This window comes from Mycobacterium neglectum, assembly GCF_002591975.1.
In the GTDB taxonomy this organism is placed as follows: Bacteria; Actinomycetota; Actinomycetes; order Mycobacteriales; family Mycobacteriaceae; genus Mycobacterium; species Mycobacterium neglectum.
In genome coordinates this window covers 77,403-96,403 of record NZ_NVQE01000021.1, presented here as the reverse complement: position 1 = coordinate 96,403, position 19,001 = coordinate 77,403, and the positions used below count along the sequence as shown (strand labels likewise).

Below are 19,001 nucleotides of genomic sequence, written 5' to 3'. Positions count from 1 at the left end.
ACCCCACCAGGGTCAACCCGCACTGCGGGTGACAGGAATTTCGCGAGTCATTCCTCCGGTCTGCTACGACACGCTATGGACTGCAATCCCATTCACCTGCCGTGACACCCATACAAGTCGGAATTTCTCATGAGGAAGGGAGGCCGCTGATGTGCTTAGCGGTACCGGGGAAGATTGTCAGCATCGACGACCGTGACGGCACTCTGATGTCAGTCGTCGATTTCGGTGGAATCAAGAAAGACGTCTGCCTGGAGTACATCCCCGATGCGGAAGTCGGCCAATACGTCGTCGTCCATGTCGGTTTCGCACTTCAACGCCTCGACGAGGAATCAGCGATGCGCACACTCGCCGAGTTCGAACACCTCGGGGTGCTGAAAGAGGAGTTCACCGACGGTTTCGAGCTGGCCGCCCAGCAGGCCGGTCTCGACAACCCCAACTCGACCAACGGAAACACTGAGGTGAAGTCATGAAGTACCTGGATGAGTTCAGCGATCCCCAACTCGCCGGACATCTCGTCGACGAGATCAAGGCTGCCGCCAGTCAGCGGTGGTCGATCATGGAAGTATGTGGCGGACAGACGCATTCGATCATCCGGCATGGCATCGACCAGCTGTTGCCGGATACCATCGAGATGATCCACGGTCCCGGTTGCCCGGTCTGCGTGACGCCACTGGAGATCATCGACAAGGCCCTGGAGATCGCGTCACGACCCGATGTGATCTTCTGTTCATTCGGCGACATGTTGCGGGTGCCCGGCAGCGAAAAGGACCTGTTCGGTGTCAAGAGCCAGGGCGGCGACATCCGGGTGGTGTACTCACCGCTCGACGCGCTGAAAGTGGCACAGGACAACCCCGACAAACAGGTGGTGTTCTTCGGCATCGGCTTCGAGACCACCGCGCCAGCCAACGCGATGACCGTATATCAAGCCAAACGCCTTGGTATCGATAACTTCTCGCTACTGGTATCCCACGTCCTCGTGCCGCCGGCGATTTCGGCGATCATGGAATCGCCGTCCTGCCGGGTGCAGGCCTTCCTGGCCGCCGGTCATGTCTGCACCGTGATGGGGACCGAGGAGTATCCGTCGCTGTGCGACAAGTACGACATTCCGATCGTCGTCACAGGCTTTGAGCCGCTGGACATCCTCGAAGGAATCCGGCGCACGGTGCTGCAGCTGGAATCGGGACGTCACGAACTGGAAAACGCCTATCCGCGCGCGGTCCAGACCGAGGGGAACTCCGCGGCCAAGGCCATGCTCCTCGACGTCTTCGAAGTGACCGACCGAGCGTGGCGCGGCATCGGCATGATCCCGAGTAGCGGGTGGCGACTCTCGCACGCCTACCGCGACTACGACGCCGAGCATCGCTTCTCCGTCACCGACATCCACACCGAGGAGTCGTCGGTTTGCCGGTCGGGCGAGGTGCTCCAGGGGCTGATCAAGCCGCACGAGTGCGAGGCGTTCGGCACATTGTGCACCCCGCGCAATCCCCTTGGCGCCACGATGGTCTCGTCGGAGGGAGCCTGCGCCGCCTACTACCTGTACCGGCGGCTGGAGTTGTCGAATGCCTGAGACCCCCGCGGAGGCCGGCGCCACCATCGACATGGAGTCGTGGGTGTGTCCGGCGCCCCTTCGGGATTCACCGAACATCGTGATGGGACACGGTGGCGGTGGCGCGATGTCGGCCGAACTCATCGAGCACCTCTTCCTGCCTGCGTTCGGTCCCGCGGCCGATGCGGGCATGGGCGATTCCGCGGTGCTGGATGTCGGCAATGTGCGGTTGGCGTTCTCGACCGATTCCTTTGTGGTCAGACCGCTGGTTTTCCCCGGCGGTACGATCGGCGACCTCGCGGTGAACGGCACCGTCAACGACCTGGCGATGGCGGGTGCGCGGCCACTCGTGCTGTCAACGGCCTTCATTCTCGAGGAGGGCACCCCTCTCGATGAGCTCGCACAGATCGCCCGCGCTGTGGGGACGGCGGCGATGGCGGCAGGCGTCAAGCTGGTGACGGGCGACACCAAGGTGGTCGATGCCGGTCACGGGGACGGCGTATATATCAACACCGCCGGCATCGGGCTGATCGACGAACGCGCCGACATCCGTCCGCAGCGGGCGACCGAGGGCGACGTCGTCATCGTCAGCGGCGACATCGGCGTACACGGGGTGGCGGTGATGAGCTGCCGCGAAGGACTGGAGTTCGGCACCACCGTCGCGAGCGACACTGCGCCCCTGCACGGCCTGGTTGCCGCGATGATCGAAACGGGTGCCGATATCCACGCGCTGCGCGATCCCACCAGAGGTGGCGTCGCGGCGACGCTGAACGAGATCGCCAAGACGGCTCGCGTCGGCATCTCGCTGGACGAGCGGACACTACCGATCCCCGCCGAGGTCCGCGACGCCTGCGGGCTGCTGGGCCTCGACCCGCTCTATGTGGCCAACGAAGGCAAGCTGCTCGCGTTCGTTGCATCGGCGGACGCCGATAGGGTTCTCGCCGCCATGCAAGCCCACCCGCTCGGCGCCCACGCCACCGTGATCGGTCACTGCGTCGGCGAGCATCCGGGGATGGTGTCCGCCAAGACCGCACTGGGCGGCACCCGCGTCGTCGACCTTCCCATCGGCGAACAACTACCGCGGATCTGCTGAATGAGGGGGCACGAGACCTTCGCCTGCTTCGCCTACCCGCCGAACGAACTGGGCTATTGCGGGCCCGCCGACGTCGCTCACACCGAACTCGCGTCGCATGCGCGGGAGTTCGACGGCGCATGGCCATATCTGCAGGCGATCGCGGATGCCGCGGGGATTTCGGACCCTCTTGATTCCGACGTCGTCCGCAGTTACTGGATAGGTGGACCCCTGCTGGACAAGGTCGATCCCGCCGAGCTGTTGTCGCGACTGCGTAACGCCTTCACCGGCCAGGTCACCGGACTGCTCGACGATCTGCCGGATCGGGCACACGCATTGGCGCATCACAGTTTTCACGTGTTCGTGGTCTACCCCTGGGTGCAGTTTCTCGACCGCGATCCGACGACGCCGCTGCGGGTGATGCAGGACTGCCGGATCCGCTGGGGAAAGGTCGCATCGATCGACGGCGAGCGCGCCGAGATCGTCTCCCGCCGGTTGACCTTCGACGACGGCACACTCGCGCTCGGCGATCCCGGGGTGCAACGGGTGCGCTGGAGCCAGGACGGAGACTCGCTGGCACCTGCCCCGGCACCCGGCGAAACGGTCTCTGCCCATTGGGACTGGGTGTGCGGGGCGCTCAGTGAGGGAGACGCGACGGCCCTCGAAACGGCGACTCTGACGACACTCGACCTGGTGAACGGGGCCCGCTCGCGGAGCGCTTGAGTCACCACTGATCGCGCGGGACGTCGAAGTCCGCGCACAGCGCGCGCCAGACGTCACGCGGGTCGACGCCGTCCTCGATGGCCTGCACAGGGGTGCGCCCGCCGAGGCTCGTGAGCACGTGGTCGACGAGCAGCGACGCACCACGCACCGATCCGAACTGACCCTCGACGAGGACGTTGAATTCCGTCAAACGCACGCCGCCCAACCTACGCCTTCGGTGCGACCGCTTCATGGCACACCCGTACCGGATCGTCGACACCTGCGATGGATGCTCCGGCCCGCCGTGCCGCCTCCCGATAGCCCTGCGACGACAACACCTCGCGCACGGCTGTCGTCAACGCCTCCGCAGTCAACGGACGTACGAGTAGTGCGCTGCCCTGCCGCACAACGCGATTGGAGATCTCCCATTGGTCGCCGCCACCTGGCACCACCACCAGCGGCACGCCCGCCAGCAGCGTCTTGGACACCATGCCGTGCCCGCCGCCGCAGACCACCACGTCGGCGTTCGACAGCAGCTCGTCCTGGCGCCCGAGCCCGACCACCGCCCACGGTGGCACCGGCGCATCGGGGCCACGCAGCCGCGAAACGACGACCCGCGACCCCGCCGGAAGCGCATCCCCCGGCGTCAGGGTGCCCAGGGCCAGCTCAGCCAGGCCGCGAGCACCGGTGGTAGCCGTCGACGGTGCGACGACCACCACCGGCCCGGAGCCCGGTGGAATCTCCAGCTTCGACGACGTCGGCTCAAAGTGCAGCGGCCCGACAATCGCCGCCTCGGAAGGCCAGTCGGGTCGCGGTACCTCCAATGCGGGGAGCGTGGCGATCAGCCGCCGGCGCGGACCCGGATCGGTTGCAGGTAAACCGATTTCGACACGCGCGGCCTCCCGCTGTCGGAGTCCGTCCCGCCACGACCGGGCGGACAACGTGCGCAGCACCGCGTCGCGGACCTTGCCGCGGATTCCGACGCCCGGTGCCAGTCCGCTGCCGATCGGCGGAAGCCCCTTCGACGGCCGATACAGCGGCTGGGGGTTCAGCTCGACCCAGGGCAGTCCCAGCAACTCGGCGGCGAATCCACCGGCAACGGTGATCACATCCGACACCACGAGGTCCGGCGCCAGCTCCGTCAGTTGCGGCACGTTGAGCACCGCCATCCGCGCCGCACGCTGATTGATCTTCGCTCCGGCATCGGCATCGTCATCCGCCTCGGTCACGTCCAAACCGAGGAGTTCGACCGCTTCAACCCCGGCCGCTTTCGCCGTAGCCAGCCATCGTGTGCCGGTCACAAGTGTCGGTGAATCCCCGTTGGCCAGGAAGCGAAGGCACAGCGCAATGGCCGGAAAGGCGTGCCCCGGATCGGGTCCGGCAACGACCGCGACGCGCATTGGGCCTACCATGCCACAGCGCCGCACCATAGGCTGAGGACATGACCGACCAGGCTTCCCCTGTGAGACCCGACCTCGACAACGTCCGTGCAGTGGAAACGTTCCTCTACGCATTGCAGGACGAGGACTTCGACACCGCCGACCGCCTACTCGCGGACAACATCGAATGGGAGAACGTCGGCTTCCCCATCATCCGTGGCCGCGAACGCATCATCGGGCTGTTGCGACGGGGCGAAGGCCGCATGGGCTTCGAGGTCAAGGTCCATCGCATCGCCGCCGAAGGCAATGCGGTGCTGACCGAGCGCACCGACGCGATGGTGTTCGGACCGCTGCGCATTCAGTTCTGGGTCTGCGGGACCTTCGAGGTGCATGCGGGCCGAATCACCCTGTGGCGGGACTATTTCGACACGCTGGACTTTGTGAAGGGCACCCTCCGGGGAATCGCTGCGACGGTGTTCCCTTCGCTGCGCGCGTCCATGTAGCCTGCGGATTGCTACCATTCGGGCTCGATATGAGCACAGAACCCGCGCGCACCAGGCCGAACCTGTTCGAATACACCGGCTACTGCTACGGCCGTGCGCTGCCCGCCTCGATGCACGACTGGGTGCGCAACGACCTGGCGGGCAAGGGCGCGACGGTCCGCATGATGATCCGCGTCTTCGTTCCGGCGTTCATCATCCTGATCCCGTTCTGGTTCATTCCGACGACGCTGGACGTGCACCTGTCCATGACGCTGCCGATCCTGATCCCGTTCGTGTTCTTCTCACACGCGCTCAACAAGGTCTGGCGCCGACACATGCTGCGAAAGCACGGTCTGGACCCGAACCTGGTCGACGTGCTCTCCCGCGAGAAGAACGCCCACGTCCACGAGGCGTATATCGAGCGCTACGGACCCCGGTCAGGGCCGTCGAGTTCACACGACGTCTAGGCCCGGCGCAGGTGTCCGAGTTCGTCGAAGGCCTGTGCCCACCCGAGCAGGCGATCGGTCGCATTCGACAGCTCGTTGCGGTACCGCTGCTGCGCCATGGGTGAGCTCGACATCGATCCGGTGTTGGCCGCCGACACCAGTTGCGCTGCTGCGGTCACCATTTCGTTGTACTGACGGCTGCCCTGGTCCAGCTGTGCTGTGAACGCCTGGATCGTCGGGGCCAGATGCGCGCGCGACTGCGGTGCGGAACTGATCGTCCGTTCCATCGACACCACCTCGTTGGCGGTCGCAGTCATGGTGGCGGCCGTCTGGTTGGCCGCGGCGCTCAGTTCACGAAGCTCGTCGGCGGGCAGCATCCGGCCGCGCTCCATCACACCGAGCAGCGAGAACAGGCCGCGTTCTGAGGCTGCCAGCGCGGCCATCGGCTGGCGGGCAGCCGAGCCCCACGCCGGAAGTCGACGAACGCTGCGGGATCGCGGCGGCGGCAACGGCTCACCTCGCAACCAGCGGTAGCGCAGGAACGACAGCGTCGCCAAGAAGGCCGCGCCGACCGCGATGGGAGCCGGAATGAACAGTGCCCAGAACGGGGTCTCCCACGCCGACAGCAGCCCGGTCACGCCGATCCAGAACACCGACGACACCGTGAAGAAGACGCCCAACCGCAACGCCCAGCGTCGCTTGCGCAACAATTTGGCACGCGGATCGGCTGCGGCGTTGAGCTTTTCGGCCATCACGTCGGACCACTCTGCCGCGGTGTCCACGCCGCGCTGCACCAACGAGCGCAAGGGCTCCGGTCTACTCGCTCGCGAATTCACACCTGTTCCTCACGGAATTTATTGCGACAGCGGGTTTTCTGGTGTCGCTTGGGGGTTGGTAGCGGGGGCGGCTGGTGCGGCAGCGGCGTTACCGCCCGCCGGCAACTGCTCACCGCGCATGGACGCTCGGATCTGCTCGAGCCGCGAATGCCCCGCCATCTGCACGCTGGCCGACTGCACCTCCATCATCCGGCCCTGCACGGAGTTCTGCGCCAGCTCGGCCGAACCAATGGCGTTGGCGTAGCGGCGCTCGATTTTGTCGCGCACCTCGTCGAGGCTCGGCGTGGTGCCTGGCGCGGCGAGCTCGCTCATCGACCGCAGCGACGCGCTGACCTGCTCCTGCATCTTGGCCTGCTCGAGCTGGCTGAGCAGCTTGGTGCGCTCGGCGATCTTCTGCTGGAGCATCATCGCGTTCTGCTCGACGGCCTTCTTGGCCTGCCCGGCGGCCTGCAGTGCCTGGTCGTGGAGGCTCTTGAGGTCCTCGACGCTCTGCTCTGAGGTCACCAGCTGCGCGGCGAACGCCTCGGCGGCATTGGTGTACTCGGTGGCCCTGGCGGCGTCACCGGCGGCGGTGGCCTGATCGGCCAGGGTCAGCGCCTGACGGACATTGACCTGAAGCTTCTCGATGTCGGCGAGCTGGCGGTTGAGCCGCATCTCCAGCTGGCGCTGGTTGCCGATGACCTGGGCGGCCTGCTGGGTCAACGCCTGGTGCTGGCGCTGGGCCTCTTCGATGGCCTGCTGGATCTGCACCTTTGGATCGGCATACTCGTCGACCTTGGAGCTGAACAGCGCCATCAGGTACTTCCACGCCTTGGTGAACGGGTTGGCCATCGGTTCGTTCCGCCTTCGTGTCTGTCGTTGTCTCGGCCTTGGGCCGCCGGCTTACCGTGCGACCCAATCTATCGGGTCGGCGACCATTGCCGCACCTACACCGGCTCCGGCTTTTTAGGCGACCGCCATCGACACAACCTGGGGAATGACGACCTTGGTCGCTGCGTCGATGTTGGCCGCGCCGATCGACTCGCGTTCGAACGCGGCAAGCTCCTTGCGGCCCATCTCGTCGCCGGCTTCGAACAGCACCCGCGACAGCGGCACGTCCAACGCACTGCAGATGGCGCTGAGCAACTCGCTGGAGGCCTCCTTGCGCCCGCGCTCGACCTCCGAGAGGTAGCCGAGGCTGACCCGGGCGGAATCGGACACTTCGCGCAGGGTGCGGCCCTGCTCGGTGCGAGCACGGCGCAGGACGTCGCCGATCACCTCGCGCAGCAATGCCGTCATCGTGCTCCCCTTCCGAGAGGTCCGTCGCTGGCTTTGTATTAGGGCAACGCCGCGGGCTTGCGGGTGGTTCCCGGATCGGGCAAATAGCCGACGTCCGGGCCGAAACCGCAGCAAGGAGGCTTGGCGTCAGTGCGCGGCGGGGCGTGCGCGCGAATCGCGGATCGCGGAGACGACGTAGTCCACGCCGGTGACCACCGTCAGGACCACTGCCGCCCACATCACGACCCACGCGCCGGTGAGCCAAGGGCCCGACAGCGGGAGCACAAACAGGCCGATGGCCACACCTTGGACGAGGGTTTTCAGTTTGCCGCCGCGACTGGCCGGGATGACTCCGTGGCGAAGGACCGCGAATCGCAGCACTGTGATGCCGATCTCGCGCGTCATGATCACCACGGTGATCCACCAGGGCACCTCGCCGAGCATCGACAGGCCGATCAAGGCGGCGCCGATGAGCGCTTTATCGGCGATCGGGTCGATCAGCGTGCCGAATTCGGTGACCATCCCGTAGCTGCGGGCGAGCGCACCGTCGAACCGGTCCGTGATCACCGCCACCGTGAACACGATGAATGCGGCTATCCGCCAAGATGTTTCGTGGCCGTCGGCGACGAAGAGCACGACCAGGAAGACAGGTACCAAGGCCAGTCGCACACCGGTGAGCACGTTGGCGATGTTCGCCACGCGGGCGCGCGGAACCACAGGATCGGTGGTTGGTTCGCCCGGCACCGCAACAGAATATCGGTTGCTCGGACCGATACTCTCCACGTGTGAGCGCAGATCCCGGACAGGTCGCCATCCGGCGGGCCAGAACCTCGGATGTGCCGGCGATGAAGGCTCTGGTCGACATCTACTCCGGAAAGATCCTTCTCGAGAAGAATCTGGTGACGCTCTACGAGACCGTCCAGGAGTTCTGGGTCGCCGAGATCGACGGCGAACTGATCGGGTGCGGCGCGCTGCACGTGCTCTGGTCCGACCTTGGCGAAGTACGCACGGTGGCGGTCCACCCCAAGGTCAAGGGCCATGGGGTCGGCCACGCGATCGTCGACCGGTTGCTGGATGTGGCCAGAGATCTGCACCTGGAACGCATCTTCGTGCTGACCTTCGAAGTCGCGTTCTTCAGTCGACACGGCTTCCAGGAGATCGCCGGCACCCCGGTCACGGCTGAGGTCTACGAGGAGATGTGTCGCTCATACGACACCGGCGTGGCCGAGTTCCTGGACCTGTCCTACGTCAAGCCCAACATCCTCGGCAACACCCGAATGCTGCTGACGCTTTAGTGAGTTCGGCGTGCTGAGTCACGCTGAGCGTGACCTGGCACGCCGAAATCGCTACTCCTCGTCGTCGTCGCCTGCATCGCCGCCGCGGATCAGCATCAAAGTGCCTGCCAACTCGTCGGGCTTGACCAACACCTCGCGGGCCTTGGATCCCTCGCTCGGGCCGACGATGTTGCGGGTCTCCATCAGGTCCATCAACCGGCCCGCCTTGGCGAAGCCCACCCGCAGCTTGCGCTGCAGCATCGACGTCGACCCGAACTGACTGGACACCACCAGCTCCACCGCCTGCAGGAACACGTCCATGTCGTCGCCGATGTCGGGATCGACGTCGGTGCGCTCACTGTTGGTCTTGGCGACCGTGACGCCTTCGGTGTACTCCGGCTCGGCCTGGTCCTTACAGGCGCTGACGACGGCATGGATCTCCTCGTCGCTGACGAAGGCGCCCTGCAGCCTGATCGCCTTGTTGGCGCCCATCGGAATGAACAGGGCGTCGCCCATGCCGATCAGCTTCTCTGCGCCCTGCTGGTCGAGGATCACCCGGCTGTCGGTCAGCGACGAGGTGGCGAACGCCAGCCTGGACGGAACGTTGGTCTTGATCAGGCCCGTGACGACGTCCACCGACGGCCGCTGGGTGGCCAGCACGAGGTGGATGCCGGCCGCGCGCGCTTTCTGGGTGATGCGCACGATGGCATCTTCGACATCGCGCGGGGCCGTCATCATCAGGTCGGCGAGCTCGTCGACGATCGCGACGATGTAGGGATAGGGCTTGTACACGCGCTGACTTCCGAGTGGAGCGGTGATCTCCCCTGTCCGCACCTTCTTGTTGAAGTCGTCGATGTGCCGCACCCGGCTTGCCTGCATGTCCTGGTAGCGCTGTTCCATCTCCTCGACCAACCACGCCAGCGCGGCCGCCGCTTTCTTCGGCTGGGTGACGATCGGGGTGATCAGATGCGGAATGCCTTCATAGGGGGTCAGTTCCACCATCTTCGGGTCGATCAGGATCATCCTGACCTCTTCCGGAGTGGCCCGCGCCAGCAGCGACACCAGCATCGAGTTCACGAAGCTCGACTTGCCCGACCCTGTCGAACCGGCAACCAGAAGATGCGGCATCTTCGCGAGATTGCACGAGATGTATTCGCCCTCAATGTCTTTGCCGAGGGCGATCACCAGCGGATGATGGTCGCTGCGTGTCGTGGGGTCGGTGAGCACGTCGGCCAGCCGAACCATCTCGCGGTCGACGTTGGGTACCTCGATGCCAACGGCGGACTTGCCGGGAATCGGCGCCAACATCCGCACGCTCTCCGTCGCGACCGCGTACGCGATGTTCTTCTGAAGTGCGGTGATCTTCTCGACTTTGACGCCCGGCCCCAACTCGACCTCATACCGCGTGACCGTCGGACCGCGGGTGCACCCGGTCACGGCCGCGTCCACCTTGAACTGGTGAAGCACCTCCGAAATGGACTCCGACATACGGTCGTTGGCGGCAGTACGCCGCTTCGGCGGGTCGCCCGCGGCGAGCAATTCAAGCGGCGGCAGCGTGTAGGGGCCTTCGACGACGCGATCGACGATCTTGGGCTTGGCCTTCTTCTTCCGTGCCCTGGCGGTGGGCTCGGGAATGGTCGGCGTCTCGTCCTCGATCGGATAGTTCTCCATCGGGGTGCCGGTGGGCCACGCCGTCGCCTCGTCGTTTCCGTAGCCGGCGGGGTCGTCGTAGTAGCCGTCGGAGAAGTCGTCTTCGGCCGCGACGGCGGGTTCATCGTCGTCGTAATACTCGTCGTCGTAGTACTCACCCCGCAAGGCGCGCGGCGAGAACATCGTCCGAAGGGTGTCGGGTACCTCGCGGATCGTCGTCCCGGTGACCAGCAGCAGGCCGAAGAGTGCGGCGATGAACAGCAGCGGCACCGCGATCCACACCGTCAGCCCATCGGAGAGCGGACCGCCGATCGCGAAGCCGACGAAGCCGGCGGCGTGTTGTCGCGCGACGGACTCGGCAGGGGAACCCGCCCACAGATGCCACAGGCCCAACGCGGGCAGCACGATCATGGCCGTGCCGAGGATCAGCCGGGGCCGCGTCTCGGGGTCGGGCTCGGTGCGCATGAGCACCACGGCGATCACGGCCAGCGCGAGCGGCACCAGCGCTACCGAGGAACCGACGAGCACCCGTAGGAACGTGTCGATCCAGGCCCCGACAGGCCGCGCCGCATCGAACCAGGAACTCGCGGCGATCACCACGGCGACGCCGAGCAGTGCCAGGGCGATGCCATCACGGCGGTGGCCAGGCTCGAGGTCGCCGGCTCGGCCGACGGACCGGGCCGTCGACCCGGCGCCCTTGGCCAGCATCAACCAGCCCGCGCGCACACCGCGGCCGACGGTGGCGCCTGCCGTTGAAATCGGCGAGGGGCTCCGTCGTGGTGCCGGTTTCCGCTTCTGGGTGGTCCGCGTTCCGGCCCGTGCGCTGGACTTTGACCTGCTAGAACGGCTGCCGGAGCGCGCGGCGGTCTTACTGGGCATGCCTGTAAGACTAGTCGCAACAGCCCCATAATCACCATCAGCCACACGGGTCACAGAAAGGTATCAATCGCCGACCTGATCTGCGGTTGCGTGCCCAAATGGCCGAAAAGACACAGGTCGCGGCGATTTCGACCGCGAACAAGGCGCCTTGCGCTTCCTGCTCGCGTTGGTCGGCCTGGCGTGGGCGCCGGGTGGCCGGAATTTAGTTAGGTTCGCTGAGTAGGGTGATCTCACGTCTGGCCAGCACTCACCGAGGAGTTCATGCCCATGCCCATCGTCGTCGTCGCAACCATGACCGCAAAGCCCGAGTCGGTGGACACCGTCCGCGATGCATGCAAGCAGGCCATCGAGGCGGTGCACCAGGAACCCGGATGTGAGCTCTATGCGCTGCACGAGTCCGACGGGACCTTTGTCTTCGTCGAGCAGTGGGCTGACGCCGACGCGTTGACGGCGCACAGTCAAGCACCCGCTGTCGCCACACTGTTCGGCACCGTCGGCGAGCACCTCGACGGCGCACCGGACATCAAAATGTTGGAGCCAGTGGTCGCCGGAGATCCCGCGAAGGGCGCGCTGCGTCCCTAATGCCCGCGCTCGACGGCAAAGTCGCATTCATCACCGGCGCCGCCCGCGGTCAGGGCCGCGCCGAGGCGGTCAGGCTGGCCTCCGACGGTGCGAACATCATCGCGGTCGACATCTGCGACCAGATCGCATCGGTGCCCTATCCCCTGGCCACATCTGACGATCTCGCTCTGACGGTCAAGCTCGTCGAGGACACCGGTGCGCGAATCGTGGCGCAGCAGGCCGACGTCCGCGATCAGCATGCCTTGAACAAGGCTCTGGCGGCCGGCGTCGACGAACTCGGCCGGCTGGACATCGTGGTCGCGAACGCCGGTATCGCGCCGATGCAATCGGGTCCAGAGGGGTGGCAGGACGTCATCGACGTCAACCTGACCGGCGTGTACCACACCGTCGAAGTGGCGATCCCGACGATGATCGATCAGGGTGAGGGCGGGGCCATCGTGCTCACCAGTTCGGTGGCGGGACTGATCGGCGTCGGCAGCCACGACGCAGGCGCCGTGGGCTACGTCGCAGCCAAACACGGCATCGTCGGGCTGGTTCGGTTGTACGCCAATCTGCTTGCTCCACACAGTATTCGGGTGAATTCAGTGCATCCGGCGGGTGTGGATACGCCGATGATCAACAACGAGGCCACCCGGCAGTGGCTTGGCAACATCGCCGACAGGACCCCGCAGGAGATGGGCAACGCGTTACCGGTGCAGATGCTCCAGCCCGAAGACATCGCCAACGCGGTGGCGTGGCTGGTTTCCGACGAGGCGCGCTACGTCACCGGTGTGACGCTGCCCGTGGACGCCGGATCGGTCAACAAGCGCTGATGGCGCACAACCCGGCCGCGCAAACTGCCTTCGGCCCGATGGTCCTGACCGCCGTCGAGCAGCGCGAGGCACCGGAGCGCCGACTCGTCAACGACGACTTGGCGTTTGCGTTCCTACCTGCTGGGCTGCGCGCCGTGGTGAGTGCGACGCGGCTCGGTCTTCTCCGGCGCCTGATGATCGGCGCGACCGAGCGGTCAGGCCCTGGACTGTGGGTGAATCTGGCTTGCCGCAAACAATTCATCGACGAGAAGCTCGATGACGCCTTGCCCGGCATCGACGCGGTCGTCATCCTCGGCGCGGGAATGGACACCAGGCCGTATCGCCTCGCCCGGCGGTCCGACGTACCGGTATACGGGGTAGACCTGCCGGTCAACATCGGACGCAAGGAAGCCGTCGTACGTCGGGTGTTGGGCCAAGCACCTCCGTCGGTTCGGTTGGTACCGGTGGATTTTGAAACCGACGATCTCGCCGCAGAACTCGCCAGGGCCGGGCATCGCGGCGACCAGCGGACCTTCTTCATCGCCGAGGGTGTGACGCAGTACCTGACCGCCGATGCGGTGCGCACCACCTTCGAGTACCTGCGGGCCGCCGCCCCTGGCAGCCGGTTGGTGTTCACCTACGTGCGAAGGGATTTCATCGACGGCACGAACATGTACGGCGCCAGGTCCGCCTATCGCAGGTTCCGCGAGAAGACTCAGCTTTGGCAGTTCGGACTGGATCCCGCCGAAATTTCCAGCTTTGTGGCCGAATACGGATGGCGGCTGATCGAACAGGCCGGACCGGACTACTTTCTACGCCACTACGTCGGACCGGCCGGCCGCAATCTGACCGCGTCGCAGCTGGAGTGGACGGCCTACGCCGAGAAGACCTGACCAGGCTAGATCTCGATGACCGTTGGCACGATCATCGGCTGGCGGCGATAGACCTCGCCGACCCATTTACCGATAGCGCGGCGTACCGCCTGGGCGATGCGGTTGACATCGGTCACCCGTTCGGCGGCAAGGGCTTCCAGTGCTTCCTCGACTTTGCGAACGGCAGGTTCCAGCGACTTCGGGTCCTCGGAGAAACCGCGCGAGTGCAGGTGCGGCGCAGAAGCCAACTTGCCGGTTCCGCTTCGCAGTACCAACGTCACCCCGATGAAACCCGAAGACAGCGTGAGGCGTTCACCGATCACCGTCTCGCCGACGTCCCCGCCGACCAGCCCGTCGACGAACATCTTGCCCGTCGGCACCGCACCGGAAACGAACGCCCGGCCCGCCACCAGGTCGACGCTGACACCGTTCTCGGCCAGCACGACGTTCTCCTCCGGCACCCCGGTGCTCGCCGCCAGCGCCGCATTGGCCCGCAGCATCCGCCAGGTTCCGTGCACCGGCATCACATTGCGCGGCCGCACGCCGTTGTACAGGAAGAGCAGTTCCCCGGCATAGGCGTGTCCGGTGACATGCACGCGGACATGGGCATTCGTCACGACGCGGGCACCGATCTTGGCCAACGCGTCCAGGACGCCGAAGATCGCTTCCTCGTTGCCCGGTATCTGGGACGACGACATGATGATGAGATCGCCCGATGTCAGGGTGATGCTGCGATGCTCTCCGCGCGACATCCGCGACAGCGCTGCCATCGTTTCGCCCTGGGTGCCGGTGGTCACGAGCACTACACGCTCGGGAGCCATCATCTCCGCCGCACCGATGTCGACGATGTCGTCGTCGTTGGCGAGCGTTATGTAGCCGAGCTCCTTGGCAATCCCCATGTTGCGGACCATCGACCGTCCGACGAACGACACCTTGCGGCCCAGCGCAACCGCCGCATCGATGATCTGTTGCACACGACCGACGTTCGATGCGAAACAGGCCACGATGACACGCCCCTGCGCATTGCGCATCAGCCGGTGGATGTTCGGTCCGATCTCGCTTTCCGAAGGCCCGACCCCGGGAATCTCGGCGTTGGTCGAGTCGCACAGGAACAGGTCCACACCGGAGTCGCCGAGCCGCGACATGCCCGGCAGGTCAGTCGGCTTGCCGTCGGGCGGAGACTGGTCGAGCTTGATGTCACCGGTATGCAGCACGGTGCCCGCACCGGTGTGGATCGCGATCGCCAAACAGCCGGGAATGGAGTGGTTGACAGCGAAGTATTCGCACTCGAAAACGCCGTGCCTCGAGCTCTGGCCCTCGTCGACCTCCTCGAACCTCGGCTTGATCCGGTGTTCGCGGCATTTCTCGTTCACCAGCGCCAGCGTGAACTTCGACCCGACCACCGGGATGTCGGGGCGCAGCTTGAGCAGGTACGGGATGGCACCGATGTGGTCCTCGTGCGCGTGGGTGAGCACGAGCGCCTCGACGTCTTCGAGGCGATCGGAGATCAGGCGCAGGTCCGGAAGGATCAGGTCGACCCCGGGCTCATCGTGCGTCGGGAACAACACTCCGCAGTCCACGATCAGCAAACGGCCCAAATGCTCGAAAACCGTCATATTGCGGCCGATTTCGCTGATACCACCCAGTGCGGTGACACGTAGTCCCCCTGGGGCCAGCGGCCCCGGAGGCGCGAGTTCTTCGTTCACTACCGCAGCACCGTGGCAGCCCGCATATCTGCGGCCAGCGCCTCAATCTGGTCCGGCGAGGCCGGCACTTGTGGAAGTCGCGGGTTGCCGGCCTCGAATCCCTGCAACCGCAGGCCCTCCTTGGCCAAGGTCACGCCGCCCAGCCGAGCTTGGGCGTCGGCCAGTGGGCCGAGCGTGACGTTGATCTTGCGTGCCGTCGCGACGTCACCGGAGGCGAACGCCGACAACATGTCCCGCAGCTGACTGGCGGCCACATGGCCCCAGACACTGATGAAGCCGACGGCGCCCATCGCCAGCCAGGGCAGGTTCAGCGCGTCGTCGCCCGAGTAGTACGCCAGCCCCGTCTCGGCGATGATCTGCCCGCCTCCGTGAAGATCACCCTTCGCATCCTTGATCGCCACGATGTTGGGATGGCGGGCCAGCGTGCGGACGGTGTCCCACTCGATCGGAATGGCGGACCGCGGCGGGATGTCGTACAGCACCACCGGAAGCGGCGTGGCATCCGCGACGGCGGTGAAATGCGCGACCAGTCCGGACTGCGGCGGACGCGAGTAGTACGGCGTCACGACCAGTAGGCCGTGGGCGCCCTCGCCCTCGCATGCCCGGGCCAGTTCGATGCTGTGCTCGGTGTCGTAGGTCCCCGCGCCGGCGATGATGCGGGCTCGGTCGCCGACCGCCTCGAGTACCGCCCGCAGGAGAGTCAGCTTCTCGCCGTCCGTCGTCGTCGGCGACTCACCGGTGGTGCCGGAAAGCACCAAGCCGTCGCAGCCTGCGTCGACAAGGCGGATCGCCAGGCGCGCCGCGGCCTCGATATCCAGGGTGCCGTCGGCCTTGAACGGCGTCGCCATCGCGGTCAGCACGGTGCCCAGCTGGGCTGTCACGTCGAATCCGCCGTTGCTCACGAACAGTGAGATTACTCGCTCGGCCTCACGCTTCTGTGGCTAGCGGGCTGGTTGCCACCTCTGTGCCGTCAGCCAGCCCGTAGATCTCGAAGTCGGAGAACACCTGCGGGGCGACGTCGATCAGTTGGCGCAGACACTCGACGGCCAGTCGGCGAATCTCGATGTCGGCGTGCTCGCTGGCTCGCATTGCGATGAAATGCCGCCAGGCGCGGTAGTTGCCGGTGACGACGATGCGGGTTTCGGTGGCGTTCGGCAGCACCGCGCGGGCGGCCTGTCTGGCCTGCTTGCGTCGCAGTAGCGCTGACCTGTCCCCGGACTGACTGCCCAACTTTGCTTCGAGCCTGCCAAGCAATTCCGTGTACGCCGCGCGGCTGGCGTCGGCGGCGGTGGCGAAGATCTCCGCAAGCTCGGGATCGTCCTCCATCCCCGGGGGGAGAACTACCTGCGAGTCGTGCTCGGGAACGTAGCGCTGCGACAGTTGCGAGTAGGAGAAATGGCGGTGGCGGATCAACTCGTGGGTGGCCGACCGCGAGATCCCGGTGATGTAGAACGACACCGACGCGTGTTCGAGCACCGAGAAGTGACCGACGTCGATGATGTGGCGCAGGTAGGCAGCATTGGTCGCGGTTCGCGGGTTGGGCTTTGACCAGCTCTGATAGCAGGCCCGGCCAGCGAACTCCACCAACGCCGGCCCGCCGTCGGCGTCGGTGGTCCACGGCACGTCCGGAGGCACCACGAAATCGGTCTTGGCGATCAGCTGTACGCGCAGCGGCGCGATCTCGGCCACGGCTCACCCTAGCGTGGGGCGTTCGGATCAGTGATCGCTGACGCACGCGTTTGGATTTCGCATTCAAAGGGAATTATGCGGTCCTCGTGCGGCGTTAAACGCAACACGGATCTTGGAGGGAGTGTGGCCAATGCCCACCGATTACGACGCACCTCGCGCCCAGAACACCGATGAGCGTGATCAGTCCCTGGAGGACATCACCGCCCGCCGGCGTGAGCAGGCCGACGTCGCTGTACTCGATGTCGATGACGGCGATACCGTCGACCCGATCGATCTGCCCGATATCGACCTGTCCGGTGAGGAGCTCATCGTCCGGGTGATACCGAAGCAGGCCGACGAATTCACCTGCTCCAGTTGCTTCCTGGTGCATCATCGCAACCGCCTGGCGCTGCAGTCAGGTGAGAAGATGGTGTGCTCGGACTGCGTCTGACGGCTCGGCGTCACCATCTGCGTTAGGGTGACGCCATGGCAGCCCCTGCCGCGGCATCCCGCCTGCTCGAGGTGATGGAACGCGACGTCCTGCCCATGACCGAGCGCGGTGTCGCGGCGGGCAACAAAGTCTTCGGCGCAGCGCTTCTGCGCAAATCCGATATGTCGCTTGTCCTAGCCGGCACGAATAGCGAGACCGACAATCCGCTGCTGCACGGCGAGATCAGCACCCTGAACCAGTTCTACGAGATGGCCGATCGGCCCCCCACGCGCGATCTGGTGTTCCTGTCCACACATGAGCCCTGCCCCCTGTGCCTGTCGGCCATCACGTGGGCCGGATTCGACAATTTCTACTATTTCTTCACCTACGAGGATTCGCGGGACGCCTTCGGTATCCCCCACGACCTGTTGATCCTCAAAGAGGTGTTCGGCGTCGAGGACGGCGGTTACCGGCGCACCAATGCATTCTGGACCGCCTATTCGATCCGCGACCTCGTCGACGCCGAACCCGAACCGCTGCGCACCCAGCTGCTCGAGCAGGACCAGCGGATCCGCGATGTCTACGCCGGGCTGTCGCAGACTTATCAGGAATCCAAGGGCGACAACGACATTCCGTTCAACTGATTAGTTCGGTGACCCGGGCTTCGAGCCAGCCCAATACCGGCGGCGCGACCTGAGACAACGCCGAATCCGCGACGATCCAGTGCGGCAGGTCCGGGTGATGGTGCTCCTGAGCCGAATACCTGCGCGCGATGCGCCGGGAGATCCAGGTGGCGACGTTGCGGTCGGCACCTCCGCTGACGCACAACACGGGGCAGTGCACAGCCTTGGGGTCGACGCGGGTGTCGCGGCTGCCCAGGCTCATCGAGCGGAAGACATGTGCGGAATCGGGCACGAAACCGGCGATGAGCTCCTGCTGCTCCGCTGCGGGCAGTCCGAAGAGCGGGACCGCGCGAAACGTCTCCTCCGACGGCTTCACCGGTGTGCCCTTGATGAGGCTTCCCATGATCGGAAACAGGTGAGGCAACGAGCGCAGCTGAGGCCACAGCACACCGGGCGGCACCGGCGCCAGCAGCACCAACGCCTTGGGATCACGGGCAGCCGCCACATGCTGGGCGACCAGGCCTCCGATGCTGTGCCCGATCACGATCGGCGTCTCGTCCAACTCGTCGTAGGCCGCGAGCGCGTGAGCGATGTAGTCGGACAACGTGACGCTGGCCAGCACCGCCATGTCAACCGGATCGTGGCCGGGGTACACCGGGGCGTGGACGCGGTAGCCGGCCGACTCGAGCGTGCTCACCCAGCCCGACAACAACTTCGGGGTACTGAACATGCCGTGCAGGAGCAGAATCGGTGGTCTGGACATGCGTTCATCCTGACGGAGATCGAGCGTTGGATCGATTACCCGA

Annotated in this window: 23 protein-coding genes; 12 read left to right on the top strand and 11 right to left on the bottom strand. The window is 65.6% G+C overall.

All coding sequences use genetic code 11. The annotated features are described in order from the left end of the window. The first annotated feature begins 149 nt into the window (after positions 1 to 149). Genes CSQ99_RS17720 through CSQ99_RS17705 form a run of 4 tightly spaced genes read left to right on the top strand, consistent with a single transcriptional unit; the run spans position 150 to position 3,341 of the window. On the top strand, positions 150 to 470 hold the full coding sequence (locus tag CSQ99_RS17720; protein WP_099040308.1) for a HypC/HybG/HupF family hydrogenase formation chaperone: 321 nt from the start codon (positions 150 to 152) through the stop codon (positions 468 to 470). After that, positions 467 to 1,567 carry a hydrogenase formation protein HypD gene (gene hypD / locus CSQ99_RS17715; protein WP_099040307.1) on the top strand — a complete coding sequence of 367 codons (1,101 nt, stop codon included), beginning with the start codon at positions 467 to 469 and terminating at the stop codon, positions 1,565 to 1,567. Before CSQ99_RS17720 ends, hypD begins: the two co-directional genes overlap by 4 nt. Beyond that, the gene (hypE, locus tag CSQ99_RS17710; protein ID WP_099040306.1) at positions 1,560 to 2,639 is read left to right on the top strand and encodes a hydrogenase expression/formation protein HypE; all 1,080 of its coding nucleotides are present in this window, start codon (positions 1,560 to 1,562) and stop codon (positions 2,637 to 2,639) included. Before hypD ends, hypE begins: the two co-directional genes overlap by 8 nt. Further along, complete coding sequence (locus CSQ99_RS17705) at positions 2,640 to 3,341, top strand: DUF6390 family protein (protein WP_099040305.1); 702 nt, start codon at positions 2,640 to 2,642, stop codon at positions 3,339 to 3,341. 1 nt (position 3,342) lies between these two features. On the opposite strand, the gene CSQ99_RS17700 is transcribed toward CSQ99_RS17705, so the two are convergent. Both CSQ99_RS17700 and CSQ99_RS17695 read right to left on the bottom strand, forming a co-directional pair. Continuing rightward, entirely contained in the window at positions 3,343 to 3,537 is a 195-nt protein-coding gene (locus CSQ99_RS17700; protein ID WP_099040320.1) for a DUF3046 domain-containing protein, read from the bottom strand. A 10-nt stretch (positions 3,538 to 3,547) separates the two neighbouring features. After that, positions 3,548 to 4,720 carry a glycosyltransferase gene (locus tag CSQ99_RS17695; protein ID WP_099040304.1) on the bottom strand — a complete coding sequence of 391 codons (1,173 nt, stop codon included), beginning with the start codon at positions 4,718 to 4,720 and terminating at the stop codon, positions 3,548 to 3,550. A gap of 41 nt (positions 4,721 to 4,761) precedes the next feature. Here CSQ99_RS17695 and CSQ99_RS17690 point away from each other — a divergent pair, with 41 nt between their 5' ends. Then, positions 4,762 to 5,202: a limonene-1,2-epoxide hydrolase family protein gene (locus tag CSQ99_RS17690; protein ID WP_099040303.1), complete on the top strand. Its 441-nt coding sequence runs from the start codon at positions 4,762 to 4,764 to the stop codon at positions 5,200 to 5,202. Positions 5,203 to 5,231: 29 nt separating this feature from the next. Continuing rightward, entirely contained in the window at positions 5,232 to 5,648 is a 417-nt protein-coding gene (locus CSQ99_RS17685) for a DUF5313 domain-containing protein (protein ID WP_099040302.1), read from the top strand. Here the strand turns inward: CSQ99_RS17685 and pspM are convergent. The 4 genes from pspM to pgsA form a co-directional block, all read right to left on the bottom strand. Continuing rightward, complete coding sequence (pspM, locus tag CSQ99_RS17680; protein WP_099040301.1) at positions 5,645 to 6,463, bottom strand: phage shock envelope stress response protein PspM; 819 nt, start codon at positions 6,461 to 6,463, stop codon at positions 5,645 to 5,647. The two genes, CSQ99_RS17685 and pspM, sit on opposite strands and share 4 nt — an antisense overlap. Before the next feature lie 18 nt (positions 6,464 to 6,481). Beyond that, positions 6,482 to 7,294, bottom strand: a complete 813-nt coding sequence (gene pspA, locus CSQ99_RS17675) for a phage shock protein PspA (protein WP_099040300.1) — start codon at positions 7,292 to 7,294, stop codon at positions 6,482 to 6,484. A gap of 114 nt (positions 7,295 to 7,408) precedes the next feature. After that, positions 7,409 to 7,741: a transcriptional regulator ClgR gene (clgR, locus tag CSQ99_RS17670; protein WP_099040299.1), complete on the bottom strand. Its 333-nt coding sequence runs from the start codon at positions 7,739 to 7,741 to the stop codon at positions 7,409 to 7,411. 126 nt (positions 7,742 to 7,867) lie between these two features. After that, a complete protein-coding gene (gene pgsA / locus CSQ99_RS17665; protein WP_099040298.1) occupies positions 7,868 to 8,464 on the bottom strand; it encodes a CDP-diacylglycerol--glycerol-3-phosphate 3-phosphatidyltransferase in 597 nt (198 codons plus the stop codon). Positions 8,465 to 8,505: 41 nt separating this feature from the next. On the opposite strand from pgsA, the gene CSQ99_RS17660 reads away from it, so the two are divergent. Beyond that, the gene (locus CSQ99_RS17660; RefSeq protein WP_176561069.1) at positions 8,506 to 9,015 is read left to right on the top strand and encodes an amino-acid N-acetyltransferase; all 510 of its coding nucleotides are present in this window, start codon (positions 8,506 to 8,508) and stop codon (positions 9,013 to 9,015) included. A 51-nt stretch (positions 9,016 to 9,066) separates the two neighbouring features. Here the strand turns inward: CSQ99_RS17660 and CSQ99_RS17655 are convergent, their stop codons facing one another. Further along, positions 9,067 to 11,523 carry an FtsK/SpoIIIE family DNA translocase gene (locus tag CSQ99_RS17655; protein ID WP_176561068.1) on the bottom strand — a complete coding sequence of 819 codons (2,457 nt, stop codon included), beginning with the start codon at positions 11,521 to 11,523 and terminating at the stop codon, positions 9,067 to 9,069. A 267-nt stretch (positions 11,524 to 11,790) separates the two neighbouring features. Here CSQ99_RS17655 and CSQ99_RS17650 point away from each other — a divergent pair, with 267 nt between their 5' ends. Genes CSQ99_RS17650 through CSQ99_RS17640 form a run of 3 tightly spaced genes read left to right on the top strand, consistent with a single transcriptional unit; the run spans position 11,791 to position 13,789 of the window. After that, positions 11,791 to 12,105, top strand: a complete 315-nt coding sequence (locus CSQ99_RS17650) for a putative quinol monooxygenase (RefSeq protein ID WP_099040296.1) — start codon at positions 11,791 to 11,793, stop codon at positions 12,103 to 12,105. Then, entirely contained in the window at positions 12,105 to 12,917 is an 813-nt protein-coding gene (locus tag CSQ99_RS17645) for a mycofactocin-coupled SDR family oxidoreductase (RefSeq protein ID WP_099040295.1), read from the top strand. The genes CSQ99_RS17650 and CSQ99_RS17645 overlap by 1 nt, the downstream gene beginning before the upstream one ends. Then, complete coding sequence (locus CSQ99_RS17640) at positions 12,917 to 13,789, top strand: SAM-dependent methyltransferase (protein ID WP_099040294.1); 873 nt, start codon at positions 12,917 to 12,919, stop codon at positions 13,787 to 13,789. The genes CSQ99_RS17645 and CSQ99_RS17640 overlap by 1 nt, the downstream gene beginning before the upstream one ends. Before the next feature lie 5 nt (positions 13,790 to 13,794). Here CSQ99_RS17640 and CSQ99_RS17635 read toward each other — a convergent pair whose 3' ends face one another. The 3 genes from CSQ99_RS17635 to thyX are packed head-to-tail and all read right to left on the bottom strand — an operon-like array spanning position 13,795 to position 17,163. Further along, positions 13,795 to 15,474, bottom strand: coding sequence for a ribonuclease J (locus CSQ99_RS17635; RefSeq protein ID WP_099040293.1), 1,680 nt, complete (start codon positions 15,472 to 15,474; stop codon positions 13,795 to 13,797). Beyond that, entirely contained in the window at positions 15,474 to 16,376 is a 903-nt protein-coding gene (gene dapA, locus CSQ99_RS17630) for a 4-hydroxy-tetrahydrodipicolinate synthase (RefSeq protein ID WP_099040292.1), read from the bottom strand. Before dapA ends, CSQ99_RS17635 begins: the two co-directional genes overlap by 1 nt. Before the next feature lie 25 nt (positions 16,377 to 16,401). Then, complete coding sequence (gene thyX / locus CSQ99_RS17625) at positions 16,402 to 17,163, bottom strand: FAD-dependent thymidylate synthase (protein WP_099040291.1); 762 nt, start codon at positions 17,161 to 17,163, stop codon at positions 16,402 to 16,404. Positions 17,164 to 17,293: 130 nt separating this feature from the next. Between thyX and CSQ99_RS17620 the strand changes: the two genes are divergently transcribed. Continuing rightward, a complete protein-coding gene (locus CSQ99_RS17620; RefSeq protein ID WP_099040290.1) occupies positions 17,294 to 17,593 on the top strand; it encodes a DUF4193 domain-containing protein in 300 nt (99 codons plus the stop codon). 35 nt (positions 17,594 to 17,628) lie between these two features. After that, entirely contained in the window at positions 17,629 to 18,216 is a 588-nt protein-coding gene (locus tag CSQ99_RS17615; protein ID WP_099040289.1) for a nucleoside deaminase, read from the top strand. Here the strand turns inward: CSQ99_RS17615 and CSQ99_RS17610 are convergent. Next, the gene (locus CSQ99_RS17610) at positions 18,209 to 18,958 is read right to left on the bottom strand and encodes an alpha/beta hydrolase (protein WP_099040288.1); all 750 of its coding nucleotides are present in this window, start codon (positions 18,956 to 18,958) and stop codon (positions 18,209 to 18,211) included. The genes CSQ99_RS17615 and CSQ99_RS17610 overlap by 8 nt on opposite strands. Positions 18,959 to 19,001 lie beyond the last annotated feature (43 nt).